The organism is Bradyrhizobium brasilense (genome assembly GCF_029714345.1).
Lineage (GTDB): Bacteria > Pseudomonadota > Alphaproteobacteria > Rhizobiales > Xanthobacteraceae > Bradyrhizobium > Bradyrhizobium australafricanum.
Window position 1 is genome coordinate 2,947,777 of sequence record NZ_CP121669.1, and the last position, 26,512, is coordinate 2,974,288.

The 26,512-nt window shown below is 65.1% G+C and carries 23 protein-coding genes and 1 pseudogene; 9 read left to right on the top strand and 15 right to left on the bottom strand.

Annotation, left to right across the window (positions count from 1 at the left end; translation table 11 throughout):
- Positions 1–29 precede the first annotated feature (29 nt).
- Positions 30–1,631, bottom strand: coding sequence for a phytoene desaturase family protein (locus QA635_RS13575; RefSeq protein WP_283069628.1), 1,602 nt, complete (start codon positions 1,629–1,631; stop codon positions 30–32).
- A gap of 179 nt (positions 1,632–1,810) precedes the next feature.
- Between QA635_RS13575 and QA635_RS13580 the strand changes: the two genes are divergently transcribed.
- Positions 1,811–4,075 carry a spermidine synthase gene (locus tag QA635_RS13580; RefSeq protein ID WP_283069629.1) on the top strand — a complete coding sequence of 755 codons (2,265 nt, stop codon included), beginning with the start codon at positions 1,811–1,813 and terminating at the stop codon, positions 4,073–4,075.
- 46 nt (positions 4,076–4,121) lie between these two features.
- Here the strand turns inward: QA635_RS13580 and QA635_RS13585 are convergent, their stop codons facing one another.
- Positions 4,122–4,709 (bottom strand): TetR/AcrR family transcriptional regulator, encoded by a 588-nt coding sequence (locus QA635_RS13585; RefSeq protein ID WP_283069631.1) that lies wholly within the window; start codon positions 4,707–4,709, stop codon positions 4,122–4,124.
- A 135-nt stretch (positions 4,710–4,844) separates the two neighbouring features.
- Here QA635_RS13585 and QA635_RS13590 point away from each other — a divergent pair, with 135 nt between their 5' ends.
- On the top strand, positions 4,845–5,402 hold the full coding sequence (locus QA635_RS13590; protein ID WP_283069632.1) for a DUF308 domain-containing protein: 558 nt from the start codon (positions 4,845–4,847) through the stop codon (positions 5,400–5,402).
- Between the two features lie 92 nt (positions 5,403–5,494).
- Here the strand turns inward: QA635_RS13590 and QA635_RS13595 are convergent, their stop codons facing one another.
- Both QA635_RS13595 and QA635_RS13600 read right to left on the bottom strand, forming a co-directional pair.
- Positions 5,495–6,343 (bottom strand): alpha/beta fold hydrolase, encoded by an 849-nt coding sequence (locus tag QA635_RS13595; RefSeq protein ID WP_283069634.1) that lies wholly within the window; start codon positions 6,341–6,343, stop codon positions 5,495–5,497.
- A gap of 479 nt (positions 6,344–6,822) precedes the next feature.
- Positions 6,823–7,617 (bottom strand): L,D-transpeptidase, encoded by a 795-nt coding sequence (locus QA635_RS13600; protein ID WP_283069635.1) that lies wholly within the window; start codon positions 7,615–7,617, stop codon positions 6,823–6,825.
- Positions 7,618–7,915: 298 nt separating this feature from the next.
- Between QA635_RS13600 and QA635_RS13605 the strand changes: the two genes are divergently transcribed.
- Positions 7,916–8,245, top strand: a complete 330-nt coding sequence (locus QA635_RS13605; protein WP_028342161.1) for a hypothetical protein — start codon at positions 7,916–7,918, stop codon at positions 8,243–8,245.
- A 231-nt stretch (positions 8,246–8,476) separates the two neighbouring features.
- Here the strand turns inward: QA635_RS13605 and QA635_RS13610 are convergent, their stop codons facing one another.
- From QA635_RS13610 to QA635_RS13640, 7 genes and pseudogenes are all read right to left on the bottom strand, one after another.
- A complete protein-coding gene (locus QA635_RS13610) occupies positions 8,477–9,238 on the bottom strand; it encodes an ABC transporter permease (RefSeq protein WP_028342160.1) in 762 nt (253 codons plus the stop codon).
- Entirely contained in the window at positions 9,235–10,158 is a 924-nt protein-coding gene (locus tag QA635_RS13615) for an ABC transporter ATP-binding protein (RefSeq protein ID WP_018273008.1), read from the bottom strand. The genes QA635_RS13610 and QA635_RS13615 overlap by 4 nt, the downstream gene beginning before the upstream one ends.
- A 119-nt stretch (positions 10,159–10,277) precedes the next feature.
- Positions 10,278–10,569, bottom strand: a pseudogene (locus QA635_RS13620) (type II toxin-antitoxin system HicB family antitoxin).
- An 8-nt stretch (positions 10,570–10,577) separates the two neighbouring features.
- Positions 10,578–10,775, bottom strand: coding sequence for a type II toxin-antitoxin system HicA family toxin (locus QA635_RS13625; RefSeq protein WP_283069641.1), 198 nt, complete (start codon positions 10,773–10,775; stop codon positions 10,578–10,580).
- A 71-nt stretch (positions 10,776–10,846) separates the two neighbouring features.
- Positions 10,847–11,539 carry an OmpA family protein gene (locus QA635_RS13630; RefSeq protein ID WP_425249152.1) on the bottom strand — a complete coding sequence of 231 codons (693 nt, stop codon included), beginning with the start codon at positions 11,537–11,539 and terminating at the stop codon, positions 10,847–10,849.
- Positions 11,536–11,949 (bottom strand): hypothetical protein, encoded by a 414-nt coding sequence (locus QA635_RS13635; protein WP_057015016.1) that lies wholly within the window; start codon positions 11,947–11,949, stop codon positions 11,536–11,538. The genes QA635_RS13630 and QA635_RS13635 overlap by 4 nt, the downstream gene beginning before the upstream one ends.
- A gap of 76 nt (positions 11,950–12,025) precedes the next feature.
- A complete protein-coding gene (locus QA635_RS13640; RefSeq protein WP_283069643.1) occupies positions 12,026–14,617 on the bottom strand; it encodes an ATP-dependent helicase in 2,592 nt (863 codons plus the stop codon).
- Between the two features lie 293 nt (positions 14,618–14,910).
- Here QA635_RS13640 and QA635_RS13645 point away from each other — a divergent pair, with 293 nt between their 5' ends.
- A complete protein-coding gene (locus tag QA635_RS13645) occupies positions 14,911–15,084 on the top strand; it encodes a DUF1328 domain-containing protein (protein ID WP_016846258.1) in 174 nt (57 codons plus the stop codon).
- Between the two features lie 44 nt (positions 15,085–15,128).
- On the opposite strand, the gene QA635_RS13650 is transcribed toward QA635_RS13645, so the two are convergent.
- Positions 15,129–15,617, bottom strand: coding sequence for a thioesterase family protein (locus QA635_RS13650; protein WP_283071627.1), 489 nt, complete (start codon positions 15,615–15,617; stop codon positions 15,129–15,131).
- A gap of 160 nt (positions 15,618–15,777) precedes the next feature.
- Here QA635_RS13650 and QA635_RS13655 point away from each other — a divergent pair, with 160 nt between their 5' ends.
- The 3 genes from QA635_RS13655 (at position 15,778) to QA635_RS13665 (ending at position 19,282) form a co-directional block, all read left to right on the top strand.
- Positions 15,778–17,202 carry an FAD-binding oxidoreductase gene (locus QA635_RS13655; protein WP_283069648.1) on the top strand — a complete coding sequence of 475 codons (1,425 nt, stop codon included), beginning with the start codon at positions 15,778–15,780 and terminating at the stop codon, positions 17,200–17,202.
- 124 nt (positions 17,203–17,326) lie between these two features.
- Positions 17,327–18,706: a Spy/CpxP family protein refolding chaperone gene (locus QA635_RS13660; RefSeq protein ID WP_283069649.1), complete on the top strand. Its 1,380-nt coding sequence runs from the start codon at positions 17,327–17,329 to the stop codon at positions 18,704–18,706.
- A gap of 183 nt (positions 18,707–18,889) precedes the next feature.
- Positions 18,890–19,282: a hypothetical protein gene (locus QA635_RS13665; RefSeq protein WP_028332513.1), complete on the top strand. Its 393-nt coding sequence runs from the start codon at positions 18,890–18,892 to the stop codon at positions 19,280–19,282.
- A 312-nt stretch (positions 19,283–19,594) separates the two neighbouring features.
- On the opposite strand, the gene QA635_RS13670 is transcribed toward QA635_RS13665, so the two are convergent.
- From QA635_RS13670 to QA635_RS13680, 3 genes are all read right to left on the bottom strand, one after another.
- Positions 19,595–21,283 carry a SulP family inorganic anion transporter gene (locus tag QA635_RS13670; protein ID WP_283069651.1) on the bottom strand — a complete coding sequence of 563 codons (1,689 nt, stop codon included), beginning with the start codon at positions 21,281–21,283 and terminating at the stop codon, positions 19,595–19,597.
- Positions 21,284–21,374: 91 nt separating this feature from the next.
- Positions 21,375–22,106 (bottom strand): cytochrome c biogenesis CcdA family protein, encoded by a 732-nt coding sequence (locus tag QA635_RS13675; RefSeq protein WP_016846251.1) that lies wholly within the window; start codon positions 22,104–22,106, stop codon positions 21,375–21,377.
- Between the two features lie 601 nt (positions 22,107–22,707).
- Positions 22,708–23,448: a FadR/GntR family transcriptional regulator gene (locus tag QA635_RS13680; protein WP_283069652.1), complete on the bottom strand. Its 741-nt coding sequence runs from the start codon at positions 23,446–23,448 to the stop codon at positions 22,708–22,710.
- A 160-nt stretch (positions 23,449–23,608) separates the two neighbouring features.
- Here QA635_RS13680 and QA635_RS13685 point away from each other — a divergent pair, with 160 nt between their 5' ends.
- Together QA635_RS13685 and QA635_RS13690 are read left to right on the top strand one after the other, a co-directional pair.
- The gene (locus QA635_RS13685; protein WP_253591427.1) at positions 23,609–24,640 is read left to right on the top strand and encodes a TRAP transporter substrate-binding protein; all 1,032 of its coding nucleotides are present in this window, start codon (positions 23,609–23,611) and stop codon (positions 24,638–24,640) included.
- 9 nt (positions 24,641–24,649) lie between these two features.
- Positions 24,650–26,506, top strand: a complete 1,857-nt coding sequence (locus QA635_RS13690; protein WP_283069654.1) for a TRAP transporter large permease — start codon at positions 24,650–24,652, stop codon at positions 26,504–26,506.
- The last annotated feature ends 6 nt before the right edge of the window (positions 26,507–26,512 follow it).

Consider the following 26,512-nt stretch of genomic DNA (forward strand, 5'->3'; position numbering starts at 1 on the left):
AGCTTGTCCCGCGGCGCGCGGTGTGTCGTCTACGAGAACAGCGCGCGATGGTCGGCCAGGATGGCCCGCGCGGCATTGTGGCCGGGGGCGCCGGTGACGCCGCCGCCGGGATGGGCGCCGGAACCGCAATGGTAGAGACCCTTCAGCGGTCCGCGATAGTCGGCATGGCCGAGCATCGGCCGTGCCGAGAACAATTGGTTCAATGTCAGCGCGCCGTGAAAGATGTCGCCGCCGAGCAGGCCGAATTGCCGCTCGAGGTCGAGCGGCGACAGGATCTGTCGGCCGATCACGCTGCCTGCGAACCCGGGCGCGTAGTGGTCGACGGTTGCGATCATCAGATCGGCGACCTCTTCGCGATGATCGTCCCACGTTCTGCCGTCGGGTAGTTGCGGCGCGACGTGCTGGCAGAACAGGCTCGCGACATGCTGGCCCGGCGGGCTCAGGCTGTCGTCGAGCGTCGAGGGGATCAGCACCTCGACGACCGGGGCGCGGCTCCAGCCGAATTCGCGCGCATCGTGCCAGGCGCGATCCATGTAGCCGAGGCTCGGAGCGATGATGATCCCCGCCGTGAGGTGATCGCCGGGACCGGGCAGCGCGGTGAACGAGGGCAGGGCACTTAGCGCCACATTCATCCTGAACGTGCCGGACCCGTTCCGCCATCGGGAGATGCGCGCGCGAAACTCGGGCGCCAATGCGCCCTCCGGCACCAGGCGTGTGTACAGCAGCTTCGGATTGACGTTCGAGACGACGTATTTGGCGCGCACGGTCTTGTCATTGTCGAGGATGACGCCGACGGCGCGCTCCTTCTCGACGATCACCTCGCGGACGGCAGCATCGGTTTCGATCTCGACGCCATGGCTGCGCGCGGCACGCGCCATCGCCTGGGTGATCGCACCCATGCCGCCGATCGCGTGGCCCCAGACGCCCTTCTTGCCGTTCACCTCGCCGAACGCATGATGCAGCATCACATAGGCCGAGCCGGCCGCGTAGGGGCTGGCATAATTGCCTACGATGGCATCGAAGCCGAACAGCGCCTTGACGAGGTCGTTCTCGAATCGCTCGTCGAGCATCTCACCGGCCGATCGCGTGAACAGGTCGAGCAGATTGCGCTGCTGTTCCAGCGACAGCCGGCGCAGGATGTTGGCGGTGCCGAGCGCGTTGAAGGCCTCGCTGATCGCGCTGATGCCAAAGCCCTCGACGAGGTTCGGCGGTGCGCGCAGCACGAACTGCCGGAGCACGTCGGCGATGGCTTCGAGTTCCCCTGAGAAAGCGTCGATTGTGGCGGCGTCCTTGCGGCTGAGCTTTTCGACCGACTCCTGGGTTCGGCCTTCGCCCGTCAGCAAATAGCTGCCGTCGGGCGCGGGGAGGAAGTTCTGCGCGCGCCGCTCGACAATCCTGAGGCCGTGATCGGCAAGTTTCAGGTCAGACATGATCTGCGGATTGAGCAGGCTCACCGTGTAGGCGGCGACCGAATTGCGGAAGCCCGGGCAAAATTCTTCGGTGACCGCGGCGCCGCCGACCACCTTGCGGCGTTCCACGACCTTCACGCGCAGCCCGGCCATCGCAAGATAGGCCGCGCAGGTGAGGCCGTTGTGCCCCGCACCGATGATGACGACGTCTGTTTCGTTCATGTCCGCTTCAAGAAGCAGTGATTAGAGCATGTGCTGTGGCGCCGCAGCGCCGCGTCGTCAAGTCCGCGTGACCGCCGTTTCTTGTCCGTGATAGTGCCGTATGCTCAACTGAAATCCTCCGGTGGAGTGCCACCGGACTGTCCGCCTCCGGCGCCCGCCGGGTCCATGCCGGAGCTTTCATGACGTCTGAGCCGACCGCCTCGCGCAACCGGCTGGTGCTGGTTGTCTACACCGCCGCGATCTTCGTCAGTGCCCTGTTGCTGTTCTCGGTGCAGCCGCTGTTCACCAAGATGGTGCTGCCGCGGCTCGGCGGCTCGCCGGCGGTGTGGTCGGTGGCGATGGTGTTCTTCCAGTCGCTGCTGCTCGGCGGCTACGCCTATGCGCATCTCTTGATGAAGCTGAACGGCCGTATTGCGCCGGTCGTGGTGCATCTGGTGCTGCTCGTCGTCGCGTTGCTGACCTTGCCGCTGGCGATCAGGAGCGGCTGGGGCGAGCCGCCGACGTCCGGCTATGCGATCTGGCTGCTCGGCCTGTTCGCGGTTTCGATCGGCCTGCCGTTCTTCGCGCTCGCCGCCAACAATCCGCTGCTGCAGGCCTGGTTCGTGCGCACCGGACATCCCAATGGTCCCGATCCGTATTTCCTCTACGCATCCTCGAACATCGGCAGCTTCCTCGCGCTCTTGTCCTATCCGGTGCTGCTCGAGCCGATGTTCACGTTGCGCACCCAGAACCTGATCTGGACCGGTGGTTATGGTCTGCTGATCGTTCTGATCGCGAGTTGCGGCATGCTGCTGTTGCGGTCGCCGGCCAATGCCGCCGCGCTCGACATGCAGGTCGATGACGCCAATGCGCCGGCGCCGTCCTGGCCGCTGCGGGCGCGCTGGATCTTCCTCGCCGCGGTGCCGTCCGGCCTCTTGATCGCGGTGACGGCGCATATCTCGACCGACGTCGCCGCCGCGCCCTTGCTGTGGGTGCTGCCGCTGTCGCTGTATCTCTTGACCTGGGTGCTGGTGTTCCAGTCGCGGCCGCTATTGCCGCACAAATGGATACTGCGGGCGCAGCCGCTGGCGATTGCCGGCGTCGTGATCCTGCTTGCGGTCGGCGGCGAGCAGAACCTGCTGCTCACGCTCGGCGGCCATCAGCTCTGCTTCTTCGTCATCGCGATGGCCTGTCATGGCGAGCTCGCGCGCACCCGCCCGGCGGCGAAGTATCTCACCGGCTTCTACGTCGCGCTGTCGTTCGGCGGCATGGTCGGCGGCCTGTTCGCGGGGCTTATTGCGCCTTTTACTTTCTCGTGGGTCGCCGAATATCCGATCCTGCTGGCGCTCGCGGCGCTATGCCGTCCGCCCGGCGGCGCGGAGCGGCTGCCGCGCTGGAGCGCCTGGTACTGGCCGTTCCTCGCGGTGCTGGCGGTGGCGCTGATCGCGCCGAGCCATTCGGCCGGCGACATCTTCAACTGGTTCGACGTGCACCGGGTCTGGGTGATCGGCGCGGTCGGCGTGCTCTCGGCGCTGCTGGCGCTCGCGCTGAACGCCAATCGCTGGAAGATCTTCGCCACCGTCGTGGTCGCGCTGGTGGTGCTGCGTGCCTATCCATCCGACGACGGCCGCGTCGAAACCGTGCGCAGCTTCTTCGGCGTGCACAAGATCGTGGTGACGCCGAACGGGCAGTACCACGTGCTGATGCATGGCACCACGATCCATGGCGCCGAGAAGTTCAAGAACGATGACGGCACGCCGGTCGCCGGAAAGCCCGAACCGATCAGCTACTATCACAAGGACGGCGGCATCGGGCGGGCGATATCAGCGATCCGCGAGCGCAAGGGCGCGCCGCTGAAGGTGGCGGTGATCGGGCTCGGTTCGGGGACGCTGACCTGCGCGTCGGCCCCCGGCGAGGACTGGCGCTTCTTCGAGATCGACCAGTCGATGGTCGATACCGCGCGCGATCCGAAATACTTCACCTACATCCAGAACTGCGAGCCGAACCTCAAGCCTGTCATCGGCGACGCGCGGCTGACCTTCGCCAAGGAGCCGGACGGTGCCTACGATCTGATCATCGTCGACGCCTATTCGTCCGACGCGATCCCGATCCATCTCGCGACCGAGGAGGCGATGGCGATCTACAAGGAGAAGCTGGCCCCGCAGGGCGCCGTCGTGATGCACGTCTCCAACCGTCACCTCGAACTTGCCAGCGTCGTGGTCGGCATTGCCGACGCCAACGACATGAAGAGCTGGGTCTACAGCGAGGATTCCGGCCGCGACAACGAGTACATCTTCTCGACCTCGGTCGTGGTCTCCGCGCGCGAGGAGGAAGACGTCGGCAAGCTCGCATCGTCTGACGTCTGGACCGAGACCGAAGCCGACGAGAAGCAGCGGGTCTGGACCGACGACTATTCGAACGTGCTGGGCGCGGTGTACCGCCGCCTGCGCGACGGCGAGCAGTAGGACCTGCAAGCCGAGCCAATCGCGGCGGCTTCCGCGCGATAATTCTCTAGCGATCGGATACCAGCAGTCTGGCGAGCTGGGGCTTGACGATCGCGGCAAACATTCCGGGATCGTCGAAAGCCCTCGCCGAGAGCATTGCCCCATGAACCGATGCCATCAGCATCTGGGCCTCCTCGTCCGGCCGCTTGTCCAGCCGGAACAGATGCTGCTCCGCGCCGGCCCGCAGCACCGTGCTGAGCCATCCCGCAAGATGATGGAAATGGGCGCGGACGCGCGATGCGACCTCGTCCGGCAGCATCGGCATCTCGCCGGCAAGCATCGCGCAGACGCAGAACGGCAGCGAGGCATCGCCGATGCACGCCTGCCAGAAGTTCACGTAAGCCTGCAGTTGGTCGGCCGGGCTTGCGAATTGCTCCCGAAGCGACTTCAGGCCCAGCTCGGTCTGCTGCCGGTAGCGATCCACCAGCGCCGAGACCAGCTCGGCCTTGGTCGGGAAGTGATGGTGGATGCTCGCCTTCCGGATGCCGATGGCATCGGAGATGTCGGCATAGCTGAAGCCGTTATAGCCCCCCGCGACGATGAGGGGCTGCGCGACGTCGAGAATTTTTTCAGAAGTCGAAATCATCACGTTCACGTCATGCCTACCTTCCAGTAGGTAAATCCACAAGATAAATCAAGGCCTTCCTCTCCACACGGGGCGTCCGAGCGCCAGATTGACTGGAACTCGACAGCTACCTACTAGTAGGAAGACAAGCAAGGAGCCCTGTCAATGCAAAGCCACCTTTCGACGCAATCCACCTGGCTGCGATCCTATTATCTCGGGCGCGCCATCTTCTCGGTCGCCTGGGTCGCCGCCGCCGTTCTGTTCAGCGGCCAAGCCGGCCCTGCCGCGCTTCTGTTCGTGATCTACCCGGCGTGGGACGGCATCGCCAATCTGGCTGATGCCCGGGTCAATGGCGGGCTGAAGGCCAACCCATCCCAGGCCCTGAATGTCGCGGTCAGCGCGATCACGACGCTCGCCGTGATCGTGGCGCTCAGCCACAGCAGCTATGCCGTCCTGGCCGTGTTCGGGGTTTGGGCGATCCTCGCGGGCGTGCTGCAATTGTACACCGGCGTCAGGCGCTGGCGTCATTATGGTGCGCAATGGGCGATGATCCTCAGTGGCGCACAGTCGGCACTCGCCGGCGGCTACATGATCAGCCAGTCCATCGGCACCGTTGCGCCGACCATTCTCGACGTCGCTCCCTATGCGGGCTTCGGCGCGTTCTATTTCCTGCTTTCCGCAATCTGGCTCGTTGCCACCGGCTATCGCCACGCGCGCGCCTAGAGTCAAAGCAAGAAGCTGGAGCTCCGTTCCGATCCAATCGGAACGGAGAGCTGTCCGACGGAGAGCGCCAGCTCGCCTTCAGCGCGACGCGACTATTTGTTCTCTGGCGGCGCCGCACCCGCGGAGGCGGGAGTCGAGGCAGCGAGCAGCGGCATCGTCGGCGTACTCTGGCCGGCATCCTCGTCGAGGAATTGCTCCACGCCGGCCTGGATCGACGATTTCGCGCTGTCCGGGCCGCGGTCGCTGAGATCGTTGTGCTGGAATTCGGTTCTGACCACCTTGATGCCGAGTCTGGCACAGGTCTCGTCGTCCGGCACGACGCCGGGATCGGCCTTGAACACCGGATCCCTGGAGCGGAACGAGAGGATCTTGATCCTGCCGTCGGTGATGAAGGGGACGCGCAGATTGTCCAGCGTGACGACCTTCTTGACCAGGTCGGGATGCTGCTTGGCGAAGAACATCGAGATGTCGCCGCCGTTGGAATGGCCGATCAACGTCAGCTGGCGATAGTTTGCGTTCGGATAGACCTTCTTGAGCTCGTCGATCGCATACATGATGTTGAAGACGCCGCGATTGTACTGCATGCGGCGGCCGACATATTCCTCGCCGACCTTGGTAACCATCGGCGCGTCGGTGTCGAGATCATGCTGAATGCTGATCACGAGGTATCCGCGCGACGCGAACAAATTGGTGAGGAACGAGTACTCGGTGTTCTTGACGGTGTTGCCGTGGCTCAGGATCGCGACCGGCAGCTCGATCATCTCGGCCATTGCCTGCATTTGCCGGTCGCGGCGCACCGCGACCTCGACCGTGACGTCGCGGTCGTCGCGCAGAACGTCGTGGAACGTCAGCGTCGTGTGACGGATGGCCCATCTGTCCGTCGTGAAATAAGCGGCCATCGCCACGATGCACAGGCAAAGGACAATGATGCCCCGTTTCATGTCGACCTCTGATCTTGCCTACGTGACCCGCGCTTCTCGCCCTGATTTCATCGGGCATGCCGCGTGAATCGGCCTCCAGGGGCCAGGCGGGCGCTTGTGCCGCCGAATATCGGGCTAGTTTTACAATCAGATGACGACGCGACGACGGGCCACGGCGCACGATGACGGGCGGCCTTTGCGACGGTCACAAGCGGGTGAGGGGAGCGTGAACTGACGGCGCGCTGCCTGCGGCGCCGTCAGCGGACGAGGAGCGCGCGGCAGATTTCTTTTGACGCGTTTTCTTGATGCGAACCGGCGCCTACTTCGCTCGAAAACGCTCTAGTGTCCCGAATCCGAAGTTCGCATCATTTGCCGCACCTTCGGAGCGAACTTCGGATTCGATAAGGACACTAGCAAACTTATGATTCTAGTGTGCTTTATGAATGCGAAGTTCGTGAAAGTGGCTGCCGCGAAATCGCACGAACTTCGCATTCAGCACACTAGTCCTGATAGGTGTTGCCGTAGAAGCCGCGCGGCTGATAGGCGGGGCGCGGCTGGTAGTAGCCCTGCGGCGCCGGCGCGTAGCCCTGATTGCCGTAATACTGCTGCTGCTGGCCATAGGCCTGCGCATCGTAGACGCGGCGGCTTGACGGCGGTGCCGGATAGCGGCGATCGGTCGAGCTGCCGTCGGCCGGATAGATGTAGCCGTCGTCGGTGCGGGCCTGCGCCGGATAGTCTCGCGGCTGCGGCGTCAGCACGACCGGATCGCCGGCGGCGGCGGTGCCGTACTGCTCGTCATATTGCTGCGGCGCGCGGCGGGCGACGGCGGTGCCATTGCGCCCACGCGGATTGCGCGCCAGCGCGACCTGCGACGAGCCGGTCAGCGTCACGGTGGTGTTGAGCACGCCTTCCTTCTGGACCAGCGAGTAAAGCGTGGTTGCGTTGTCGCGCGACAGCCGCACGCAGCCATGCGAGGCCGGCGTGCCGAGGCGGCTCACCGAGTCGGTGCCGTGAATCGCGTGCCCGATCTTGGTGAAGAAGATCGAGTGCGGCATCGGCGCGTCGTCGAATTCCTTGGAATAGTGATCCTCTTCCATGCGGAAGGCGCGGAAACTGCCGTTCGGCGTTTCGCGCGACGGGATGCCGGTCGAGACCGGCCAGTGATAGCGCGCGACGCCGTCGACCGCGACGGTCATCTGCTGGTTGTCCTTGTCGATGGTGATATCGACCTTGGCCTGTGCGGCGCCGGCGGTGAAGAACATCACGGACGTGAACGCAATGAGGAACGAACGCATTTTACCTTTGGCCTCCAGGCCTGCTCGCGAAGCCGCGGCTCTCCGTCCCCGGCAATCAATATGCACGGAATCCGAACTTGGTTCCAGTGGCGGGCCAAGGCTGTGATCAATCGCCATGGTTAATCCCGCGCGCGGCGCAAACAAGGCCGAAGCCGGGCCTGCCAGTCACGGCGGGCTGACTTTTTCGCGAGCAGGCCGCGACGACGGCCCAATCGGTCTCCGACACGCAACCATTTGGCCGCATGGGCGTTTCACAAATCCCCGGCGGCGCGTTCGCGCCGCGCATCAAGGAATCCAGATGAACAACACCAAGGTGAAGACCGCGGCCGTCGTCCCAGCCGGCCTCTCCGCGCGGCTCCTGCTTGCGGCCGCAGCCCTCGCTTTGACGCTGGTCGCAGTCCCCCATGCAAGCCATGCCCAGGGCATCGTCCGCGGCGCTCATGAGGGCGCCTATGAGGGCAATCGGGTCGCAGGCCCGGTGGGCGGCGTGGTTGGCGGCGCCGTCGGCGCCGGTGTCGGTGGCGCCATGGGCGCGGTCAAGGGCGTGTTCGGCATCCCCGATCGCGGTTACCGCCGTGGCCACCGCTGCCGCGGCTATTACCGCCACGGCCATTTCCACTGCTATTGATCGTTGAAGAACCTGTAGCCCGGATGGAGCGAAGCGAAATCCGGGTTCTGCAGGCTTGGCGATAAAGGTCCCGGATTGCGCTTCGTTCCATCCGGGCTACGGGCGAGGGTCATTCCGGGGCATGCGAAGCATGAACCCGGAATCTCGAAGTGACGGCGCGAGATTCCCCGATGCGCAATTGCGCATCTGAGGTTCGCGCTGAGGCGCGCCCCGGAATGACTTGCTTGCAAGTCAGTTCTTCAGCCGGTAGCCGGTCCTGAATATCCACGCCACGATGGCCATGCAGGCCACGAGGAATCCCACGGTCATGCCGAGGCTCAGCGGCACGCTGACATCGGCGATCTCGTAGAAGCTCCAGCGGAAGCCGGAGATCAAATAGACCACGGGATTGAGCAGCGTAATGGTGCGCCAGCCCGACGGCAGCATGTTCACCGAATAGAAGCTGCCGCCGAGGAAGGTCAGCGGTGTCACCACCAGCATCGGGATCATCTGCAGCTTCTCGAAGCCATCGGCCCAGATGCCGATGATGAAGCCGAACAGGCTGAAGGTGACCGCCGTCAGCACCAGGAACGTCAGCATCCACACCGGATGCTGGATATGCAAGGGGACGAAAAGCCCGGCCGTCGCCAGGATGATCAGGCCGAGGATGATCGACTTGGTGGCGGCGGCGCCGACATAGCCGATGACGATCTCGAAATAGGAGATCGGCGCCGACAGGATCTCGTAGATCGTGCCGACGAATTTCGGGAAGTAGATGCCGAACGAGGCGTTGGAGATGCTCTGGGTCAGCACCGACAGCATCACGAGCCCCGGCACGATGAAGGTGCCGTAGCTGACGCCCTCGACCTCGGTGATGCGCGAGCCGATCGCGGCGCCGAACACCACAAAGTACAGCGAGGTCGACACCACCGGCGAGACGATGCTCTGCAGCAGCGTGCGCCAGGTGCGCGCCATTTCGAACAGGTAGATGGCCCGGATTGCGCGGTAGTTCATGGCGCCCTCACGAGGCTGACGAAGATGTCTTCGAGGGAGCTTTGTTTGGTATCGAGGTCCGAGATGCGGATGCCGGCATTGCGGAGATCGTTGAGCAGGCTGGTGATGCCGGTGCGGTCGCCTTTGGTATCGTAGTCGTAGGTCACGGTGCGGCCGTCGTCGGACAATTCGAGATTGTAGGCAGACAGAACATCGGGAATGGCCTCGAGCTTGTTCTGCAACTGCAGGGTCAGCTCCTTCTTGCCGAGCTTCTGCATCAAGGTCGCCTTGTCCTCGATCAGGATGATCTCGCCCTTGTTGATGACGCCGATGCGGTCGGCCATCTCCTCGGCTTCCTCGATGTAGTGCGTGGTCAGGATGATGGTGACGCCGGAAGCCTGCAGCGTGCGGACCACCTCCCACATGCCCTTGCGCAATTCGACGTCGACGCCGGCGGTCGGCTCGTCGAGGAACAGGATCTGCGGTTCGTGCGACAGCGCCTTGGCGATCATCACGCGGCGCTTCATGCCGCCGGACAGCGTGATGATCTTGTCGTCCTTCTTGTCCCACAGCGACAGGTCGCGCAGCACCTTCTCGATATGGGCGGGGTTCTTCGGCTTGCCGAACAGGCCGCGGCTGAAGCTGACGGTCGCCCAGACCGACTCGAACGCGTCGGTGTGCAGTTCCTGCGGAACCAGCCCGATCATCGACCGCGCCGCGCGGTAGTCGGCGATGATGTCGTGCCCGCCGATCGTGATGCGGCCCTCGCTCGGATTGGCGATGCCGCAGATGATGCTGATCAGCGTGGTCTTGCCGGCGCCGTTCGGCCCGAGCAGCGCGAAGATCTCGCCCTTGACGATATCGAGATTGATGCCCTTCAGCGCCTTGAAGCCGGAGCCATAGGTTTTTGAAAGATTGGATACGGAAATGATCGGCGACATGGAGGATCGAAAGCGTGAGGGAAGGGCGCGCGCGGATTGGGGCCCGGGCGGGCAAGATGCGGGTCAAGCGCAGATAGGGACGGACAATCCGTTCTGCAATCGCCCGCCAGGGCAGAAATTTATTCCGCGGCGTGCGCTCTGACGGGCAGTTCGACCAAGGCGACCATGTAGGTTTTCAGGTCGTCGGCGACTTCGGGGTCTGCCTTCAGCTCGGTCAATGTCCGGGGACGGGGCAGTTCCTGTCCATCGTCCCCTTAGGCCCTCGGCATAGAGCTCCAGCGCCTCAGGGGCATTGCGCAAAGCCTCGTCGATATCATCGCCCGCGGATGTGCAGCCGGGCAGGTCCGGAAACCAGACGCCTACGGCGTAGTCCGGTCCGGCGTCCTCAATGATGGCAACGTAGTGAGCCAAGGTGTGCCTCAATCGGGTTTCCAGCCCGCTCCCCTATAAATGGCACGCACCACCAAGCCTTTTCCCAAGTCCTTCTTGGGGTGCGGAACGACCAGCGTTTCGCCCGATCGGGGGGTCTTGAAGACGTGGTGAGAACCGGCAACGCGGACGGGGCTCCATCCCTCTCGCTCCAGGTGCCGAATGATATCGCGGCTGTTGGTCAACATGGCAATTCCGAGAACCAAGCAATCCGGACATGATGGTCCGAATCTTACCGCGTTAAGTGAGCGGCATCAGGCTAGTGCTTCTTGGCTGATTTCGCCGGCTTCTTGGCGGCGGCCGCCGGGGCTGGGTGCGCGGGCGGCGCGCTGTCGGCGACCTTGGCGACCAGCATGATCTGCACCTGGTTGTTGACCGGCCCGTTGGGCCGAGCGGGATCGAGCAGTTGCTCCTCGCCGAGCCCGACCGATTGCAGGCGCTTCGCGGTGATCTTGAAGGTGTTGACCAGGATGTCGCGGATCGCGTCGGCGCGCCGCTGGCTCAGCAGCACATTGTTCTCGCGTCGTCCGGTCGATTCGATGTGGCCGACGATCAGGAAGGTGTAAGGCAGCAGCGAGGAGTGCGTCAGCGCATCGGCGATCCGCCCGACCGTCTGATACGATTCCGGCAGCACGATCGGCGTGTCGACGTCGAACGCGATGTCGACGTTGAACGTCGGCAGCTTGGTCAGATCTGGAGCGATCGGCGGCCGCTTCGAGGGCGGCGGCTCGTTCTTCGATCGCGACTTCGATCGTTCGGCCACCTGCTGGCGCAGCGCAGGGACATCGATCTCGGCGTCTGTCTCAAAATGATTGAGCTTGGCGATGACGTCGTCGCGTGTGATGGCGGTCTGCGCCGGCGCCGGCACAATCGGCATCGCCAGCAAAGCCAGCGTGCCCAGCAGGGCCAAAAGGCCAGGATCGCGCAAGCCTCGCCTCGACAGCCGCATCATTGATACCCCGCGTCATTGATCGCCTGGGTGCAGTTGCGGCTGAGGCCCTTGGCGCTGACGAGGCAGGGCACCGACTTGCTGGTCTCCTTGGTCGAGCCGCCGCAAACCTTGACAATCTCGCGGGTGCAGGCGTTCGCAACGGTGACGCGCGCCGCGATCCGCTTCTGGATCGCATCGAGGGTGGAGAAGTAGCTCTCCTTGCACTGCGGCGATATCACGTCGCGGTTGCGCGACAGGCATTCCTTGAGGCGGTTGGAGTCGAGATTGACGCCGCGGCAGTTCGCGGTGATGTCGGCGCCGCAGGCCTTGGCCAGTTGCGCTGCCGAATCGCCAAAGCTCATCGTCTCCGCGACCGCCAGCGACGGCGCAGTGAGCGCGATGACAAAAAGGAAAAACCTCCCCCGGACCATGGGGCCATCTCAACCCATGAAATCAACTGGGGTCAAGGGCTACGAACAGGGAAGGCCGCTAAAGAAGGTCGCTATATCACACCCGTTGCACAAAGCTGTCGACCACCTTCTTCTCGCCGGCCTTCTCGAAGGCGATGGTCAGCTTGTTGCCGTCGATCTTCACCACATGGCCGTAGCCGAATTTCTGGTGAAATACCCGGTCGTCCAGCGAAAAATCCGACGTCGTGCCGGTGGACTTCGCCACCAGCTCGCCTTCGATCACTACAGGGCCGCGCTTGGCGCGATTGAAGCTTTCGGAGGAAAAGGAGGATTGCCGCTCCTCGAAGCCGCTCCCGCTACGGCCCCCGCCGCTGCGGTTGCGGTTGGCCTGGGCGCGCTGCCAGCCCGGGGTCGAATAGCTCGAGCCGAATGATTCGAGGTTGTCGAAGCGCGAGGCGCCATAGCCGCCGCTGCCGCCCCAGCCCGATCCGCCCTTGGATTCGGTGATTTCGACATTGTGCGCCGGCAGCTCGTCGAGGAAGCGCGAGGGAATCGTGGTCGACCAGGTGCCATGGATGCGGCGGTTGGTGGCGAAATAGATCTTGGCGCGGCGGCGGGCGCGGGTCAGCCCGACATGGGCGAGGCGGCGCTCCTCCTCGAGCCCGGCGCGGCCCTGTTCGTCCAGCGTGCGCTGGCTCGGAAACAGGCCTTCCTCCCAGCCTGGCAGGAACACGTTGTCGAATTCCAGCCCCTTCGCCGAATGCAGAGTCATCAGCGACACCGCCTCGTCGCCGGCCTCGCCGTCGCGGTCCATCACCAGCGAGATATGTTCGAGAAACCCTTGCAGGTTCTCGAATTCCTCCATCGAACGCACCAGCTCCTTGAGGTTCTCCAGCCGGCCGGCGGCATCCGCCGAGCGGTCCTTCTGCCACATCTCGGTGTAGCCGCTCTCGTCGAGCACGATCTCGGCGAGCTCGGTATGCGAGGTGACCTCGCGCTGGGCGCGCCAGCGGTCGAACTGCATGACGAGATCGCGCAACGACCCGCGCGCCTTCGGCTTCAGCTCGTCGGTCTCGACCACGGCGCGCGCCGCCTCGAACAGCGGAATGCGGCGCTTGCGGGCATGGTCGTGCAGCAGCTGCACGGTGGCGTCGCCGAGCCCCCGCTTGGGTACGTTGACGATGCGCTCGAAGGCGAGATCGTCGGCCGGCGAATTGATGGTGCGCAAATAGGCCAGCGCATCGCGGATTTCGGCGCGCTCGTAGAATCTGGGGCCGCCGATCACGCGGTAGGGCAGGCCGAGCGTGACGAAGCGGTCTTCGAACTCGCGCATCTGGAACGAGGCGCGCACCAGGATGGCGACGTCGTTGAGATTCTCGCCCGCGCGCTGCAGTTCCTCGAGTTCCTCGCCGATCGCGCGCGCTTCCTCTTCCGAATCCCAGGAGCCGGTGACGGTGACCTTCTCGCCGTCGACATCCTCGGTGCGCAGCGTCTTGCCGAGCCGGCCTTCATTATGCGCGATCAGATGCGAGGCCGCGGCCAGGATGTGGCCGGTGGAGCGGTAATTGCGCTCGAGGCGGATGACCTTGGCGCCGGGGAAATCGTGCTCGAAGCGCAGGATGTTGTCGACCTCGGCGCCGCGCCAGCCATAGATCGACTGGTCGTCGTCGCCGACGCAGCAGATGTTCTTGAGGGGTTGTTGCGTGGTGACGTTTTCCTCGTCATTCCGGGGCGCACCGCCAGGTGCGAACCCGGAATCTCGAGTTGAGTCCTCATTGCTTCGGGATTCCGGGTTCGCCTCTTCGAGGCGCCCCGGAATGACTGGCGCGTTGGTTGCTCCCGGAATGACGTCGGCAAGGCGTCGCTCCGGCCGCGACGGCGCCTGCGACAGCAGGCGCAGCCACAGATACTGCGCGACGTTGGTGTCCTGATATTCGTCGACCAGGATGAACCTGAAGCGGTTCTGGTACTGCCGCAGCACATCCGGATTTTCGCGGAACAGGCGGATGTTCTCGAGCAGCAGGTCGCCGAAATCGGCCGCGTTGAGGATCTTCAGCCGCTCCTGATAGGTCGCGTAGATCTTGCCGCCCTTGCCGTTGCCGAACGAGGCCGCTTCGCCCGCCGGCACCTGCGACGGCGACAGGCCGCGGTTCTTCCAGCCGTCGATCAGGCCGGCCAGCATCCGCGCCGGCCAGCGCTTGTCGTCGATGTTCTCGGCCTGCAGCAATTGCTTCAACAGCCGCACCTGGTCGTCGACGTCGAGCACCGTGAAGTTGGATTTCAGCTGCACCAGCTCGGCATGGATGCGCAGGATGCGGCCGCCGATCGAGTGGAAGGTGCCGAGCCACGGCATGCCCTCGACCGCCTGGCCGAGCATCTGGCCGAGCCGCAGCTTCATCTCGCGCGCCGCCTTGTTGGTGAAAGTCACCGACAGGATTTCGTGCGGCCGCGCGCGGCCCTGGCTCAGGATATGCGCGATGCGCGTGGTCAGGACGCGTGTCTTGCCGGTGCCGGCGCCGGCAAGCACCAGCACCGGACCGTCGAGCGTCTCGACCGCCTCGCGCTGCTCCGGATTGAGGCCGTTCAGATATTGCGGACCGGCCGCCGCCCGCGCACGCGCGGCGATGCCGCCAGCCGCCGGCTGGTGCTCGGGAACGCCGTGATGGGGCAATTTGCTCGGCTCGGTCATTGGCGAATCGTCTCGGCCCCACGATGGCACCGCAGGATGGTGAAGGGGAGCCTTCTTAACAGGGATTGAAGGCCATATAGGGCCTGATCGGCCGTTTTGACAGGTTTTATCGCGGCTGACGGGAACGCTTTTGGCAGCAGCCCGCCATCAAACCTGGTTCCGGAAATCGACGAAAATTTCGCGGTTTCATGCTCAGGAACCAGCATTTCCCCGCCGGATTGTTTCAACAGGTGCGGCGCCGGGCTGAGGTCCGCGCCAAGCAACAACAGGGAAAACGAAGCGGAGTTTTGATCATGCTGAGCTGGGTCGTCACGTTCCTGGTCATCGCCCTGATCGCGGGCATTTTGGGCTTTGGCGGCATCGCCGGCGCCTCCGTCGAAATCGCCAAGGCGATCTTCTTCATCGCCGTCATCCTGTTTCTGGTGTCGGCGGTGGTCGGATTGGTGCGCGGCCGCACAAGGGTCTAGCGAGGCCGCGAACCGGCGGCGCCGCTTCGCCTCAAAGCGCCAAGTTATTTCGCCGAGGGCATCGCCACGTTGCGGCCGATGCCCTCGGGGCGCGGGACGCCCGCATAGCTGTCCACGATCGCTTGCGCCCGGGCGCGGATATCGGGCGGAAACGGCGCCACCTTGCGCGCCTCCATGTCGATGTGCAGCGTGAGATTTTCCGAGGTCGCGGAGAGCCAGCCTTCGGTGGCATGGCGCAGCTCCTCGAATGTGTGCAGCCGCTTCTCGTCGGCGCCGAGCAGGTGGACCTGGACTTGCACGGGATCGCCGAGATGAATTTCCCTGAGATAGCGGACGTGGCACTCGGCGGTGAAGGTCGAGCACTGCCGCGCCTTCATGTAGTCCGGCCCGATGCCGAGCTGCAGCCACATCTCGTCGATGGCGCGGTCGAACATCACATTGTAGTAGGCCATGTTGAGATGGCCGTTGTAGTCGATCCATTGCGGCTCGATCTGCATCACCGAGGATCTGAACGGAGCCGACGGAAGCGGCATCTCGCTGGTGGCAGTCGCTGAAGTCATGATCCGTCCCCGGTTCGTTGGCGTTCGAGCATGAGCTTTTCTGTGACTCCGGCGTCCACTTTTTCAAGTCAGGCTCTCTTGACCCCTTATACAAGCTTTGCCACGGTCGGCTAAAGGTGGGAGGAAATTTGACGTGGCGACAACGATTTCGGGCAATGTGACGCGACCTGATCCGCAGGCCCTGAAGCGCGCGATCGACGCGCTGGCGGCGCGGTTCGGCAACCGGCTCGTCACGTCGCAGGCGGTGCGCGAGCAGCACGCCCATACCACCACATGGCTGCCGACCCAGCCGCCGGACGCCGTCGTGATGGCGCAGGAAACCGCTGACATCCAGGACGTGGTGCGAATCTGCGCCGCCAATCGCGTGCCGGTCATCGCCTTCGGCACCGGAACCTCGCTCGAGGGTCAGGTCAACGCGCCCGCGGGCGGCATCTGCATCGATCTGCGCGACATGAACAAGGTGCTCGAGGTGCATGCCGAGGACCTCGACTGCGTGATCCAGCCCGGCGTGACGCGGAAGGCGCTCAACGAGCATCTGCGCGACCAGGGTCTGTTCTTTCCGATCGATCCCGGCGCCGACGCCTCGCTCGGCGGCATGACCTCGACCCGCGCCTCCGGCACCAACGCGGTGCGCTACGGCACGATGCGCGAGAACGTACTGGCGCTGAAGGTGGTGCGCGGCGACGGCGAGATCATCACGACAGGCACGCGCGCCAAGAAGTCGTCGGCCGGTTACGACCTGACGCATCTGTTCGTCGGCGCCGAAGGCACGCTCGGCATCATCTCCGAACTGACCATCCGTCTGCGTGGCATTCCCGACACGATCGCGGCGGCGGCCTGTTCGTTCGACACGGTGCGTGGCGCCTGCCAGGCGACAATCCTCGCGATCCAGACCGGCATTCCGGTCGCCCGGATCGAGCTGCTCAATGCCGCGCAGGTGAAAGCCTGCAACAGCTATTCGAAGCTGTCGCTGCCGGAGACGCCGCTGCTGCTGCTGGAATTCCACGGCAGCGAGGTCGAGGTCGCCGAGCAGTCGAAGAATTTCCGCGACATCGCCGCCGAATGCGGCGGCGGCGACTTCACCTGGACCACCAAGCCTGAAGACCGCACCAAGCTGTGGCAGGCCCGGCACGACGCCTACTGGTCGGTGAAGGCGCTGCGCCCCGGCGACAGCATCGGCGTGGTTGCGACCGACGTCTGCGTGCCGATCTCGCGGCTCGCCGACTGCGTCACCGAGACCGAGGAGGATCTGCAGCGGCTCAACCTGCTGTCGCCGATCGTCGGCCATGTCGGCGACGGCAATTTCCACTGCTCGCTGCTCTGCGACGTCAACGACAAGGGCGAGATGGCGCGCGGCGAGGAGTTCATGCACCGCCTGGTCGAGCGCGCCCAGGCCATGGACGGCACCTGCACCGGCGAGCACGGCATCGGCCAGGGCAAGCAGAAATACTTGCAGGCCGAGCTCGGCCCGGAAGCGCTCGACGCGATGCGGGCGCTGAAGCAGGCCCTCGACCCGCAAAACATCTTCAATCCCGGAAAGATCGTCCCGGCCGCTTGAGGCGTCGTCACGCCGCGCAGCGTTCGCGAGCCCGCGCGCGGCGCGTGTCACGCGCGGAACTTTTCTGCCCGCCCGGCGTCTCTCTTGTGTTGCCGCGATATGTGCGGTGCGCGGAGGGAACGCCGTGATCGGACGGGCAATCGGAATTGCGGTCGTGGTGCTTGCGATGGCGCTGTCGGGCGATGCGATCGCCCGAGGCGGCGGCGGGCACGGTGGCGGCCATGGCGGAGGACATGGTGGCGGCCATGGGCATGGTGGTGGCCACGGGCACGGCGGTGGCCATGGTCGTGGCGGGCATGGCTTCGGCCACATGCATTTTGGCGGCGGCCATCATGGCGGGGTCGGCCGCTCGCATGCGATCTCGCGATCAGGCTTCGCCGGCCATGGCGCCTTCGCATCGCGCGGGGGCGGCAATTTCGGCCGGATGCGCAATGCCGCGATCGCACCAGGCCATATGCGCAATGCGTTCAACTCGCTGTCGCGCAACGGCGCATTGCGCAACGGCCGACTGTTGAGCAACCCGGCGGCGCGCGCGCAGATCGCCGCGGCTGCGGCGCTCGCCGGCTGGCACGGCGGGACTGTCGCCAACGGCTGGTGGCAGCATCCCGGCGGCGGCTATGGCTGGGTTGGCCCGCTGTTCTGGCCGTTCGCGTACAACGACATCTACGACTACGCGATCTGGGGCGACGACATCGGATTCTGGGGCTACGGCTATCCGGACATCTATGCCGGCATCTTCGGGCCTTATGGGTATGACGATCTCAGGGCCTATCTGCCGGAGCGCCGGACGGGCCGCCGTTACCGCGGCGGCGGGCGCATCGAGCAGATGTGCGGCAATGACAGCCGTTCGGTCGCCGGCCTGCCGGTAGATCAGATCGCGGATACGGTGCAGCCGACCGAAGCGCAATCGGCGGCGCTCGGCGAACTCGGCAACGCGTCGCTCGCGGCTGCCCAGGTCATTCGCGCGGCATGTCCCGCGCAGGTGGTGTTGACGGCGCCGAACCGCCTCGCCGCCATGCAGCAGCGGATCGAAGCGATGGTCACCGCAGTCGGAATCGTCAAGCCTCCGCTGGAAAAATTCTACGGCCTGCTCGATGACGAGCAGAAGGCGCGGCTCAACGCGCTCGCCGAGAACCAGCGCAAGGAAGCCGCAGCCCGCGATCCGAACGCGACGGTTGCCCAGAGCTGCGGCGCCGCACAGCCGGCGATGCAGGAATGGCCGACCGGCGAGATCGAGGCGCGGCTGCAGCTCAGCGACGCCCAGCGCGGTGCGCTTCAGGCGCTGCAGGATGCCAGCGCCGACGCCGCGCGGAAGCTGAAGGCCGCGTGCCAGACCAACGAGGCGATGACCCCGCCCGCACGTCTTGCCTTCGTCGTCAAGCGGCTCGACGTCATGCTGCAGTCGGTCAAGGATGTCCGTGCCGCGCTTGAGAATTTCTACGCCACGCTCAGCGATGAGCAAAAGGCGCAGTTCGAGGCGATCGGGCCGAAACGATCGGCTTAGAGCCTCGTCGGTTCGCGTGAAACGGGCTTTATTCCATGGGTTCGACATCAATTCGCGCGCGGATCAGCCGCGGGTGTGGCCGCCGGGCCATAGTGTGCACCTCTTGCTCGGCACCGAGCCGACTCTGCGGTTCACAGGTTGCGCCAAGGCCAGCTATGTTTGCCGTGCTTTCAAGGTGCGGCGATGTGGTGGTTCAGCAAGGACGAGCACAAGGATATCTGGGACGATCCCGTCGCGCATCCGCTCGGCGACATCGAAGCTGCGCAGCGGATCCGTGCGATCTGCCGCGATGCCGCCGGCTGCGCCGAGGCGGTCGGCTCGCCCGACAAGCGCTCAGCGAAGAAGCAGCAGATCGAGCGTGATCGCTACGAGCGTGCCGCCAAGGTCGCGATGGAGACCGCGATGAAGATCTCCGACGAGCTGGTGCGGGATTCCGCGGTGCGCGAGATCGTCGGTCTCTGCATGAAGGCCAATAACATCAAGACGGGGCGGGCGCTGCTGCGCGCCATCCACGCGGGCTCGATCAAGGCCGAGGTCCTGAGGGAGCATCCGACGCTCGAGGGTGAGCAGGCCTGAGGTCGTCCAGTAGCCCCGGATGGAGTGTAAGCGAAATCCGGGACGATTTATCAACGCGCGAGAAGATCCCGGATTGCGCTTCGCTCCATCCGGGCTACGCAGCTGAGTCGCCCTAAATTTGTAGCTCCGTCATTGCGAGGAGCGATAGCGACAAAGCAATCCATGCTTCCGCATATGCCACACGATGGATTGCTTCGCTTTGCTCGCAATGACGGAGGATCGTGCGTAGCCCGCATGAGCGAAGCGATATGCGGGAACGGTTTCCCGGGTATCGCTTGGCTCACCCGGGCTACGGACTGATCTCATCAATTTCTACGCCTGTCCGCCGAGCGTGCGGACCGCTTCGTCGACGCTATGGAAGACGTGGTCCCGCGGCAACACCTCGTAGAGACCGAAGCGCCCGAATGCATCCTGCGCGCGCTCGGATTCGAGCCGCGCCACCGCCACCGTCACGCCGTCATCGCGGCATTCGCGAAACAGGTCGCGTAGCGCCTGCGCCGCCGTGAAATCGATCTCGATCATGCCGCTGGCCTCGATCACCAGCAGCCGCGGCTTGGGCGTCGCCCCGCCGATGGCCTTGAGCACGCCGCTGTGGAAGCTTTCCGCGTTGAGGAACGACAATGGCGCCTGCAGGCCGACGACGGCAATGCCGGGCTTGCGCTCGCCTGTGACATGCGGGCCCGTCGGCCACCAGATCGTGGTGCCGGGCACATGGATGAACTCGACCAGTTGGCCGCGCGTCGTGGTCCAGATGCCGTGCAGCAGCGACAAGGCGATGCCGACGGCGACGCCTTGCTCGATCGGCAGCACGATGATCGCGGCCGCCGTCGCCACCACCAGCAGGAATTCATAGAACGACTGGCGGAAGATCGCGACGATCTGCTTCACGCGGATGATGCGCAGCGCGACGAACAGCAGCACGCCGCCGAGTGCCGCGTCGGGCACGTGTCGCAGCAGCGTTGCGCCGAAGGCGAGCAGCGCGAGCACAATGGCCGCGGCAAACAGCCCGGAGAGCTGCGTGCGTCCGCCGGTCTCCGACACGATGCCGGTCCGCGGCGGGCTGGCGTTGACCGGAAAGGCGCCGAACAGCCCGGACAGCAGGCTGCCGGCACCGGCGCCGAGGAAGTCGCGATCGACGTCGGCCGGCTTGTCCGGATCGGACAGGAACGAGCGCGTCGTCGCCGCGGTCTGCACCATGACGACAACCGCGATCAGGATCGCTAGCGACAACAGTTTGATCCATCGCTCCGGCGCGATGTCCGGAAACGATGGCGTCGGCAGCGTCCCGGGCACGGTGCCGACCACCTTGACGCCCTTGCTTTCGAGATGGCCGGCGATCACGGCAACGGTGGCCACGACAAGGCCGATCAGCGCGCCCGGAATGCGAGCGCTGATCTTCTCCGATCCGGCAACCAGCGCCAGCACGCCGAGGCCGATCGCTAGCGTGTAGAAATTGGTTTGACCGATCTCCTCGGTGAGCACCCCGAGCTTGTAGAGCGTCGGCCCGTCCGGCGTGGTCAGGCCGAGCACGCCGGGCAATTGCGAGACCACGATGTGGACCGAGATGCCGGCGAGGAAGCCGACCGTCACCGGCGTCGACAGCAAATTGGCGATCCAGCCGAGCTTGAACAGGCTGCCTGCGATCATGATGGCGCCGACCATCAGCGCCAGCGCCATCGCCAGCGCCTGATAGTCTGGCGAGCCGGCGGTCGCCATCAGCGCGAGGCCGCCGGCGAAGATCGGCGTGATCGTGGAGTCGGCGCCGCAGGACAGGAAGCGGTTGGCGCCGAACATCGCAAAGCCGAGCGAGCCGGCCATGAAGGCGAAGAAGCCGACTTGCGGCGAGAAGCCGCCGAGCCGCGCGGTCGCCATTTGCTCCGGGATCGCAATCGCGGCGAGCGTCAGCCCGGCGATCAGGTCACCCGGCAGGTCGCTTGGCCGGAACGCCCTGAGCGAACGGAAGATCGGCCAGCTGGCGCGCGTCTGACGATCCTGGCCCATCGGTGCCCCGTGAGGATTGCGGCGATTCCCCGATAGTCCGACATCGCGCGGCCAAAAGCCAGCCGACGGCAGCCTGCGCCGGCGCGCAGGCCTAGCCGATATTTTGCAGCGCCGGGAAGGTTTCCAGCAGCCAGACGCTGACGCTCGAGACTGCGCCGGTCAGGAAGCCGATGCCAGTGACCACCATCAGCACGCCCATCACCCGCTCGACGGTGTCGAGATGGCGCTTCATCCGCGCGAACAGCGAGGAGAACTGCTTGACCATGAAGGCCGCAAGCAGGAACGGGATGCCGAGCCCGGCGGAATAGACCGCGAGCAGGCCGGCGCCCTTCGTCACCGTGGCCTCCGCGGCCGCGATCGAGAGGATCGCGGCGAGGATCGGCCCGATACATGGCGTCCAGCCGAAGGCGAAGGCCAGACCCATGACGTAGGCGCCCCACAGCCCGACCGGCTTCGGCGCGGTCAGCCGCCCCTCGCGCATCAGCAGGCCGATCCGGGTCACGCCGAGGAAGTGCAGGCCCATGATGATGATGACGATGCCCGCCAGGATCGAGAGCTCGGCCGACCAGGCGCGCACCAGCCCGCCGACGAAGGACGCGCTGGCGCCGAGCGCGACGAACACGGTGGAGAAGCCGAGCACGAACATCAGCGCCGCCGTCATCACCGCGCGCTTGGAGGCCGCGGTGGCGCCGTCCTGGTTGACCTGCTCGATGGTCGCGCCGGTCAAATAGATCAGATAGGGCGGCACCAGCGGCAGCACGCAGGGCGAGAGGAAGCTGACCAGACCGGCGATCAGGGCCGCCGGGATCGAGACGTCGTGCATCAATGAAACCTTCGCAGAATAGCGCTCCTGTCTTGGCGTCTACGCGGCCAACAATCCAGAAGTTTCGTCGTCGCAGCCTTCAACTATGGTCACAGGCCCGTGTGCGGGTCGACTCTGACGTGGCGGGCGCGGAATGACAGTGAGGCGAGCACGCCGCGCGGCTCCCACTCTCGCAAGGGGCAGGGAACCCTTCTGGCGGTGCCTCGCTCACGCGTCAATCACTGATGCCCATTTTTGACCTGCAAGCGGCACCACACATTCGCTGTCGTCCCGGCCTAATGCGCAATTGCGCAGGGCGGGCCGGGACCCATAACCACCGCTGAACTTGGTTGCGCGACGCTGGAACGACGAGTCCCACCGACAACATCCGCTGCGGCGTATGGGTCCCGGCTTTCGCCGGGACGACTATTGGGATGTAGGTCGCGCCGCATATTCGATGTCGTCCTGGCGAAAGCCAGGACCCATTACCCCAAATGTCAGGTCTTGCGCGACGCTGGGGCCATGATCCCGGTCACAACCACTTGCGGTGGTTATGGATCCTGGCTGTCGCCAGGACGACCATGTGGAAGCAGTGAGCGCATCACGACCGCAGTCACCAACATCATCGGCGCTTGGCTGGACGTGGCGTGTCGAACTCCCGGCCACGGATTCGCACCAGATCGTCGGCGGAGTTCGCCAGCAGCACGACCGTAGCTTGGCGCGCGCCGTCTGCATCTCCGGCGGCGATCGCGTCCAGCACCGCGCGGTGCTCGCGCAGCGCCCGCGGACGGTGCGAGCCCGGCGCTGCGATCGTAAAGCTCTGGCGCAGCGTGATCTCGAACATCTGCGCGATCGGCCAGAAGAATTCGTTGCGGGTGGCGAAATAGATCGCCTGGTGGAACGCAATGTCGGCGGCGACGAACTCCTCGTTGGTTTGCGCGGCGTCCATGCCGTCGCATCCGGCGCGGATGCGGGCGATGTCGACCTCCTCGGCATGGGTCGCCGCGAGCGCTGCCGCGGCCGGCTCGACCGCGGCGCGCAGCTGGAACAGCTTGGCGAGGTAACGGTCGATCTCCGCGGTCTCGAGGTGCCAGCGCAGCACGTCAGGATCGAGCTGATTCCACTGCTCGGGCGGCCGAACCCGCGTGCCGCTCTTGGGTCGCGACTCGATCAGGCCCTTGCCGGTCAAGGTGCGGATCGCCTCGCGCACCACGGTGCGGCTGACGTCCATCATCTCGCAGATCCGGATTTCCGGTGGCAACGTTTCGCCGACGCCGATCTCACCGCGCACGATGCTGCTGCCGACGCGGTCGGTGACCTGGCTGTGCACGCTCCGACGCAACGCGTTGGATGTCTGGAACATCGAGGGGCCTCGCGGCGGTTGCAGCCTGCGCCGCCGCCGAGCCGCGCCCTTGCACAACCGTATCCGTTTTGTCATACATTATGACAAATCGGCTGCCAAGCTCACGCCGTCAGGCGGGTGGCCAACACAATAAAGATCCGTCCCCGGGAGGAGCACCATCATGACGTCGAACCGCGTGAGCCGCCGCATTGTGCTGCAGTCGTCGGTCGCAGCGACAGCGTGGCTTGCCGCCGCGCCCGCCATCATCGGCCGCGCCGAGGCTGCGGTGATGAAAATGCGATGCTCGTCGTCGCTTCCGAACGATCCCAAATATGCCAATGGCCGCGTCTACTACGACAATCTGGTCAAGAGTCTGAAGGCGAACGGGCTCGGCGAGCAGATCGAGGTCACCTTCTTCCCCGACAATCAGCTCGGCCAGGAGATCGACGTCATCAACTCGGTGAAGCTCGGGGTGATCGACCTGATGGTGTCGGGCTCGTCGATCTCGGCGAATCTCGTGCCGCTGGTCGGCACCTTCGACCTCGGTTACCTCTTCACCAGCTTCCAGCAGCAGACCAAGGCGTTCGACGCCGGCGCGGCGAAGCCGATCGAGGCTGCGCTGCTCAAGGGCGCCGGCATTCACATCATCGGCTGGGCCTATAATTTCGGTGCGCGCAGCGTGCTGGCGAAGAAGCCGGTGAAGACGCCGGAGGATCTCGCCGGCCTGAAAATCCGCACCTTGCCCAATCCGATCATCACCGAATGCCTGCGGCTGATGGGCGCCGCCGCAACGCCGCTGGCGTTCGGCGAGATCTATACGGCGCTGCAGGCCGGCGTGCTCGACGGGCTCGAGCACGACCCGCCGACCATCCTGGCGAGCAAGTTCTACGAGACCGCGAAGCACTATGCGCTGACCCAGCACATCTTCTCGCCGCTCGCGGTCTATTTCAGCGACACCAGCTTCAACCGCATGGCTCCCAAGCTGCGCGAAGGCTTCCTCGATGCGGCGAACAAGGCCGCGATCGACACCCGCGCGCACGGCCTTGCGGTGGAGAAGGAGGCGCTGGCGGCGCTGGTGGAGAAGGGCGTCACCGTCGTCGAATGCGACAAGGAGGCGTTCCGCAAGCGCGTGCTGCCGCAGACCGACAATTTCATCAAGGCGCGGCCCGAGGCCAAGGCCGTCGTCGACCTGATCCGCGCCACCCAGGCCTGAGGTCGGCGCATGTCAGTCGCCGCAGTCGAGGCGAGAAGCAGCGCCGATCGGATCACGGCGCCGCTGCTTGCCGTCAGCGACGCGATCGCCGCGCTCCTGCTTGCCGCCGATCTTGTGGTGGTCTGCGTCTCGGTGCTTGCCCGCTTTCTGTTCAACGCGCCGGTCGAATGGTCCGACGACGTCGCCCGCGGCCTGATGGTCGGGTCGAGCTTTTTCGGCGCGGCAAGCGCGCTCGCCCGCAGCGAGAATCTCGGCGTCGCCTTCTTCGTCAACATGCTGCCGCCGGGCGTGCGGCGGGTGGTCGACGCGGTCGGTGCGCTGCTCGTCACGATCATCGCCGGATACGTTGCGTTCAATGCCGTCAAGATGGGCTGGCTGACCACCGGTCAGACCTCGGGCTCCGGCCTGCCGCTGGAATGGACGTTCTATCCGATGGGCATCGGCGCGGCGTTCATGACGATCTTCGCGTTCGAGACGTTCTGTGGCCGGCCGCTGCGCGACATGGCGGTGGCCATCGTCGCGACTGCCGTCATCGTGGGTCTCTATCTCGCCTGGGATGCATTCGCACCATCGTCCGTACCGTCATCGCAAACGTTGATGCTGATCGGCTTCTTCCTCACGCTGTTCGGCGGACTGCCGATCGGTTTTGCGCTGGCGCTGGCGGCGCTGATCTTCATCTGGGTCGAGGGCACGCTGCCCGGCGTGATCTTCGCCCAGCAGATGGCGCGCGGCATCGACAATTTCGTGCTGCTCGCGATCCCGTTCTTCATCCTGGTCGGCTACCTGATGGAAGCCAACGGCATGTCGGTCCGGCTGATCGAGCTGCTGCAACGCGCGGTCGGACGGATGCGCGGCGGGCTCAACGTCGTCATGGTGATGTCGATGGTGCTGTTCTCCGGCATCTCGGGCTCCAAGATGGCCGACGTTGCCGCGGTCGGCTCGGTGCTGATCCCGGCGGCGCGCCGCTCGCGGCAGAACCCGGGCGGAGCGGTGGCGCTGCTCGCCGCCTCCGCGGTCATGGCGGAGACCATTCCGCCCTGCATCAACCTCATCATCCTCGGCTTCGTCGCCAACCTCTCGATCGGCGGACTGTTCGTCGCCGGCATGTTGCCGGCCGCGCTGATGGCGCTGGCGCTGATCGCGGTGTCGATCATCTTCGGCAAGCGCCCCGCGGCGAACGTGGAAGCCGAGCCGCGCGTCGCGGTATCCGGGCTCTGGACCGGTGCGATCGCCTCGTTCGGGCTGATCTTCATGATCTTCTTCGGCTTCAAGAGCGGCTTCGCCACCGCGACCGAGATCTCCGCCTTCGCCGCGGTCTACGCCATCGCCGTCGGCAGCCTGCTGTTCCGCGAGCTCGGTGCGAGGAGTCTGGCGCACTGCTTCGTGCAGTCGGCTGTTCGTTCGGGGCTGGTGCTGTTCATCGTCGCCGCGGCGCAGTCGCTGGCCTTCATCCTGACGCTGCAGCAGGTGCCGCATGCCGTCGGCGATCTCATGCTGGCGATCTCGGGCAGCCACGGTGTCTGGTTGTTCATGCTGCTGTCGATCCTGGTGCTGGTGGTGATGGGCTCGGTGCTCGAAGGCGCCGCGGCGCTGATCATTTTCGGCCCGCTGCTGCTGCCGGTTGCCGTCAAGCTCGGCATCGATCCGCTGCATTTCGGCGTCGTGCTCGTGATCGCGATGGGGCTCGGGCTCTTTGCTCCGCCCCTTGGCCTTGGGCTCTACGGCGCCTGCCTGATCGGCAACGTGCCGATCGAGCAGACCATCAAGCCGATCGCGGGCTATCTCGGCCTGCTGTTGCTGTGCCTGCTGGTGATCGCCTTCGTGCCCGCGATCAGCACGGCGTTGCCGCATGCGCTTGGCTACTAGGGGAGT

Bases quoted from the DNA above. Each gene is read 5' to 3' on its own strand.
- QA635_RS13575 (WP_283069628.1), bottom strand. From the start codon at position 1,631: ATGAACGAAACAGACGTCGTCATCATCGGTGCGGGGCACAACGGCCTC.
- QA635_RS13580 (WP_283069629.1), top strand. From the start codon at position 1,811: ATGACGTCTGAGCCGACCGCCTCGCGCAACCGGCTGGTGCTGGTTGTC.
- QA635_RS13590 (WP_283069632.1), top strand. From the start codon at position 4,845: ATGCAAAGCCACCTTTCGACGCAATCCACCTGGCTGCGATCCTATTAT.
- QA635_RS13595 (WP_283069634.1), bottom strand. From the start codon at position 6,343: ATGAAACGGGGCATCATTGTCCTTTGCCTGTGCATCGTGGCGATGGCC.
- QA635_RS13600 (WP_283069635.1), bottom strand. From the start codon at position 7,617: ATGCGTTCGTTCCTCATTGCGTTCACGTCCGTGATGTTCTTCACCGCC.
- QA635_RS13605 (WP_028342161.1), top strand. From the start codon at position 7,916: ATGAACAACACCAAGGTGAAGACCGCGGCCGTCGTCCCAGCCGGCCTC.
- QA635_RS13610 (WP_028342160.1), bottom strand. From the start codon at position 9,238: ATGAACTACCGCGCAATCCGGGCCATCTACCTGTTCGAAATGGCGCGC.
- QA635_RS13615 (WP_018273008.1), bottom strand. From the start codon at position 10,158: ATGTCGCCGATCATTTCCGTATCCAATCTTTCAAAAACCTATGGCTCC.
- QA635_RS13625 (WP_283069641.1), bottom strand. From the start codon at position 10,775: ATGTTGACCAACAGCCGCGATATCATTCGGCACCTGGAGCGAGAGGGA.
- QA635_RS13630 (WP_425249152.1), bottom strand. From the start codon at position 11,539: ATGATGCGGCTGTCGAGGCGAGGCTTGCGCGATCCTGGCCTTTTGGCC.
- QA635_RS13635 (WP_057015016.1), bottom strand. From the start codon at position 11,949: ATGGTCCGGGGGAGGTTTTTCCTTTTTGTCATCGCGCTCACTGCGCCG.
- QA635_RS13640 (WP_283069643.1), bottom strand. From the start codon at position 14,617: ATGACCGAGCCGAGCAAATTGCCCCATCACGGCGTTCCCGAGCACCAG.
- QA635_RS13645 (WP_016846258.1), top strand. From the start codon at position 14,911: ATGCTGAGCTGGGTCGTCACGTTCCTGGTCATCGCCCTGATCGCGGGC.
- QA635_RS13650 (WP_283071627.1), bottom strand. From the start codon at position 15,617: ATGCCGCTTCCGTCGGCTCCGTTCAGATCCTCGGTGATGCAGATCGAG.
- QA635_RS13665 (WP_028332513.1), top strand. From the start codon at position 18,890: ATGTGGTGGTTCAGCAAGGACGAGCACAAGGATATCTGGGACGATCCC.
- QA635_RS13670 (WP_283069651.1), bottom strand. From the start codon at position 21,283: ATGGGCCAGGATCGTCAGACGCGCGCCAGCTGGCCGATCTTCCGTTCG.
- QA635_RS13675 (WP_016846251.1), bottom strand. From the start codon at position 22,106: ATGCACGACGTCTCGATCCCGGCGGCCCTGATCGCCGGTCTGGTCAGC.
- QA635_RS13680 (WP_283069652.1), bottom strand. From the start codon at position 23,448: ATGTTCCAGACATCCAACGCGTTGCGTCGGAGCGTGCACAGCCAGGTC.
- QA635_RS13685 (WP_253591427.1), top strand. From the start codon at position 23,609: ATGACGTCGAACCGCGTGAGCCGCCGCATTGTGCTGCAGTCGTCGGTC.
- QA635_RS13690 (WP_283069654.1), top strand. From the start codon at position 24,650: ATGTCAGTCGCCGCAGTCGAGGCGAGAAGCAGCGCCGATCGGATCACG.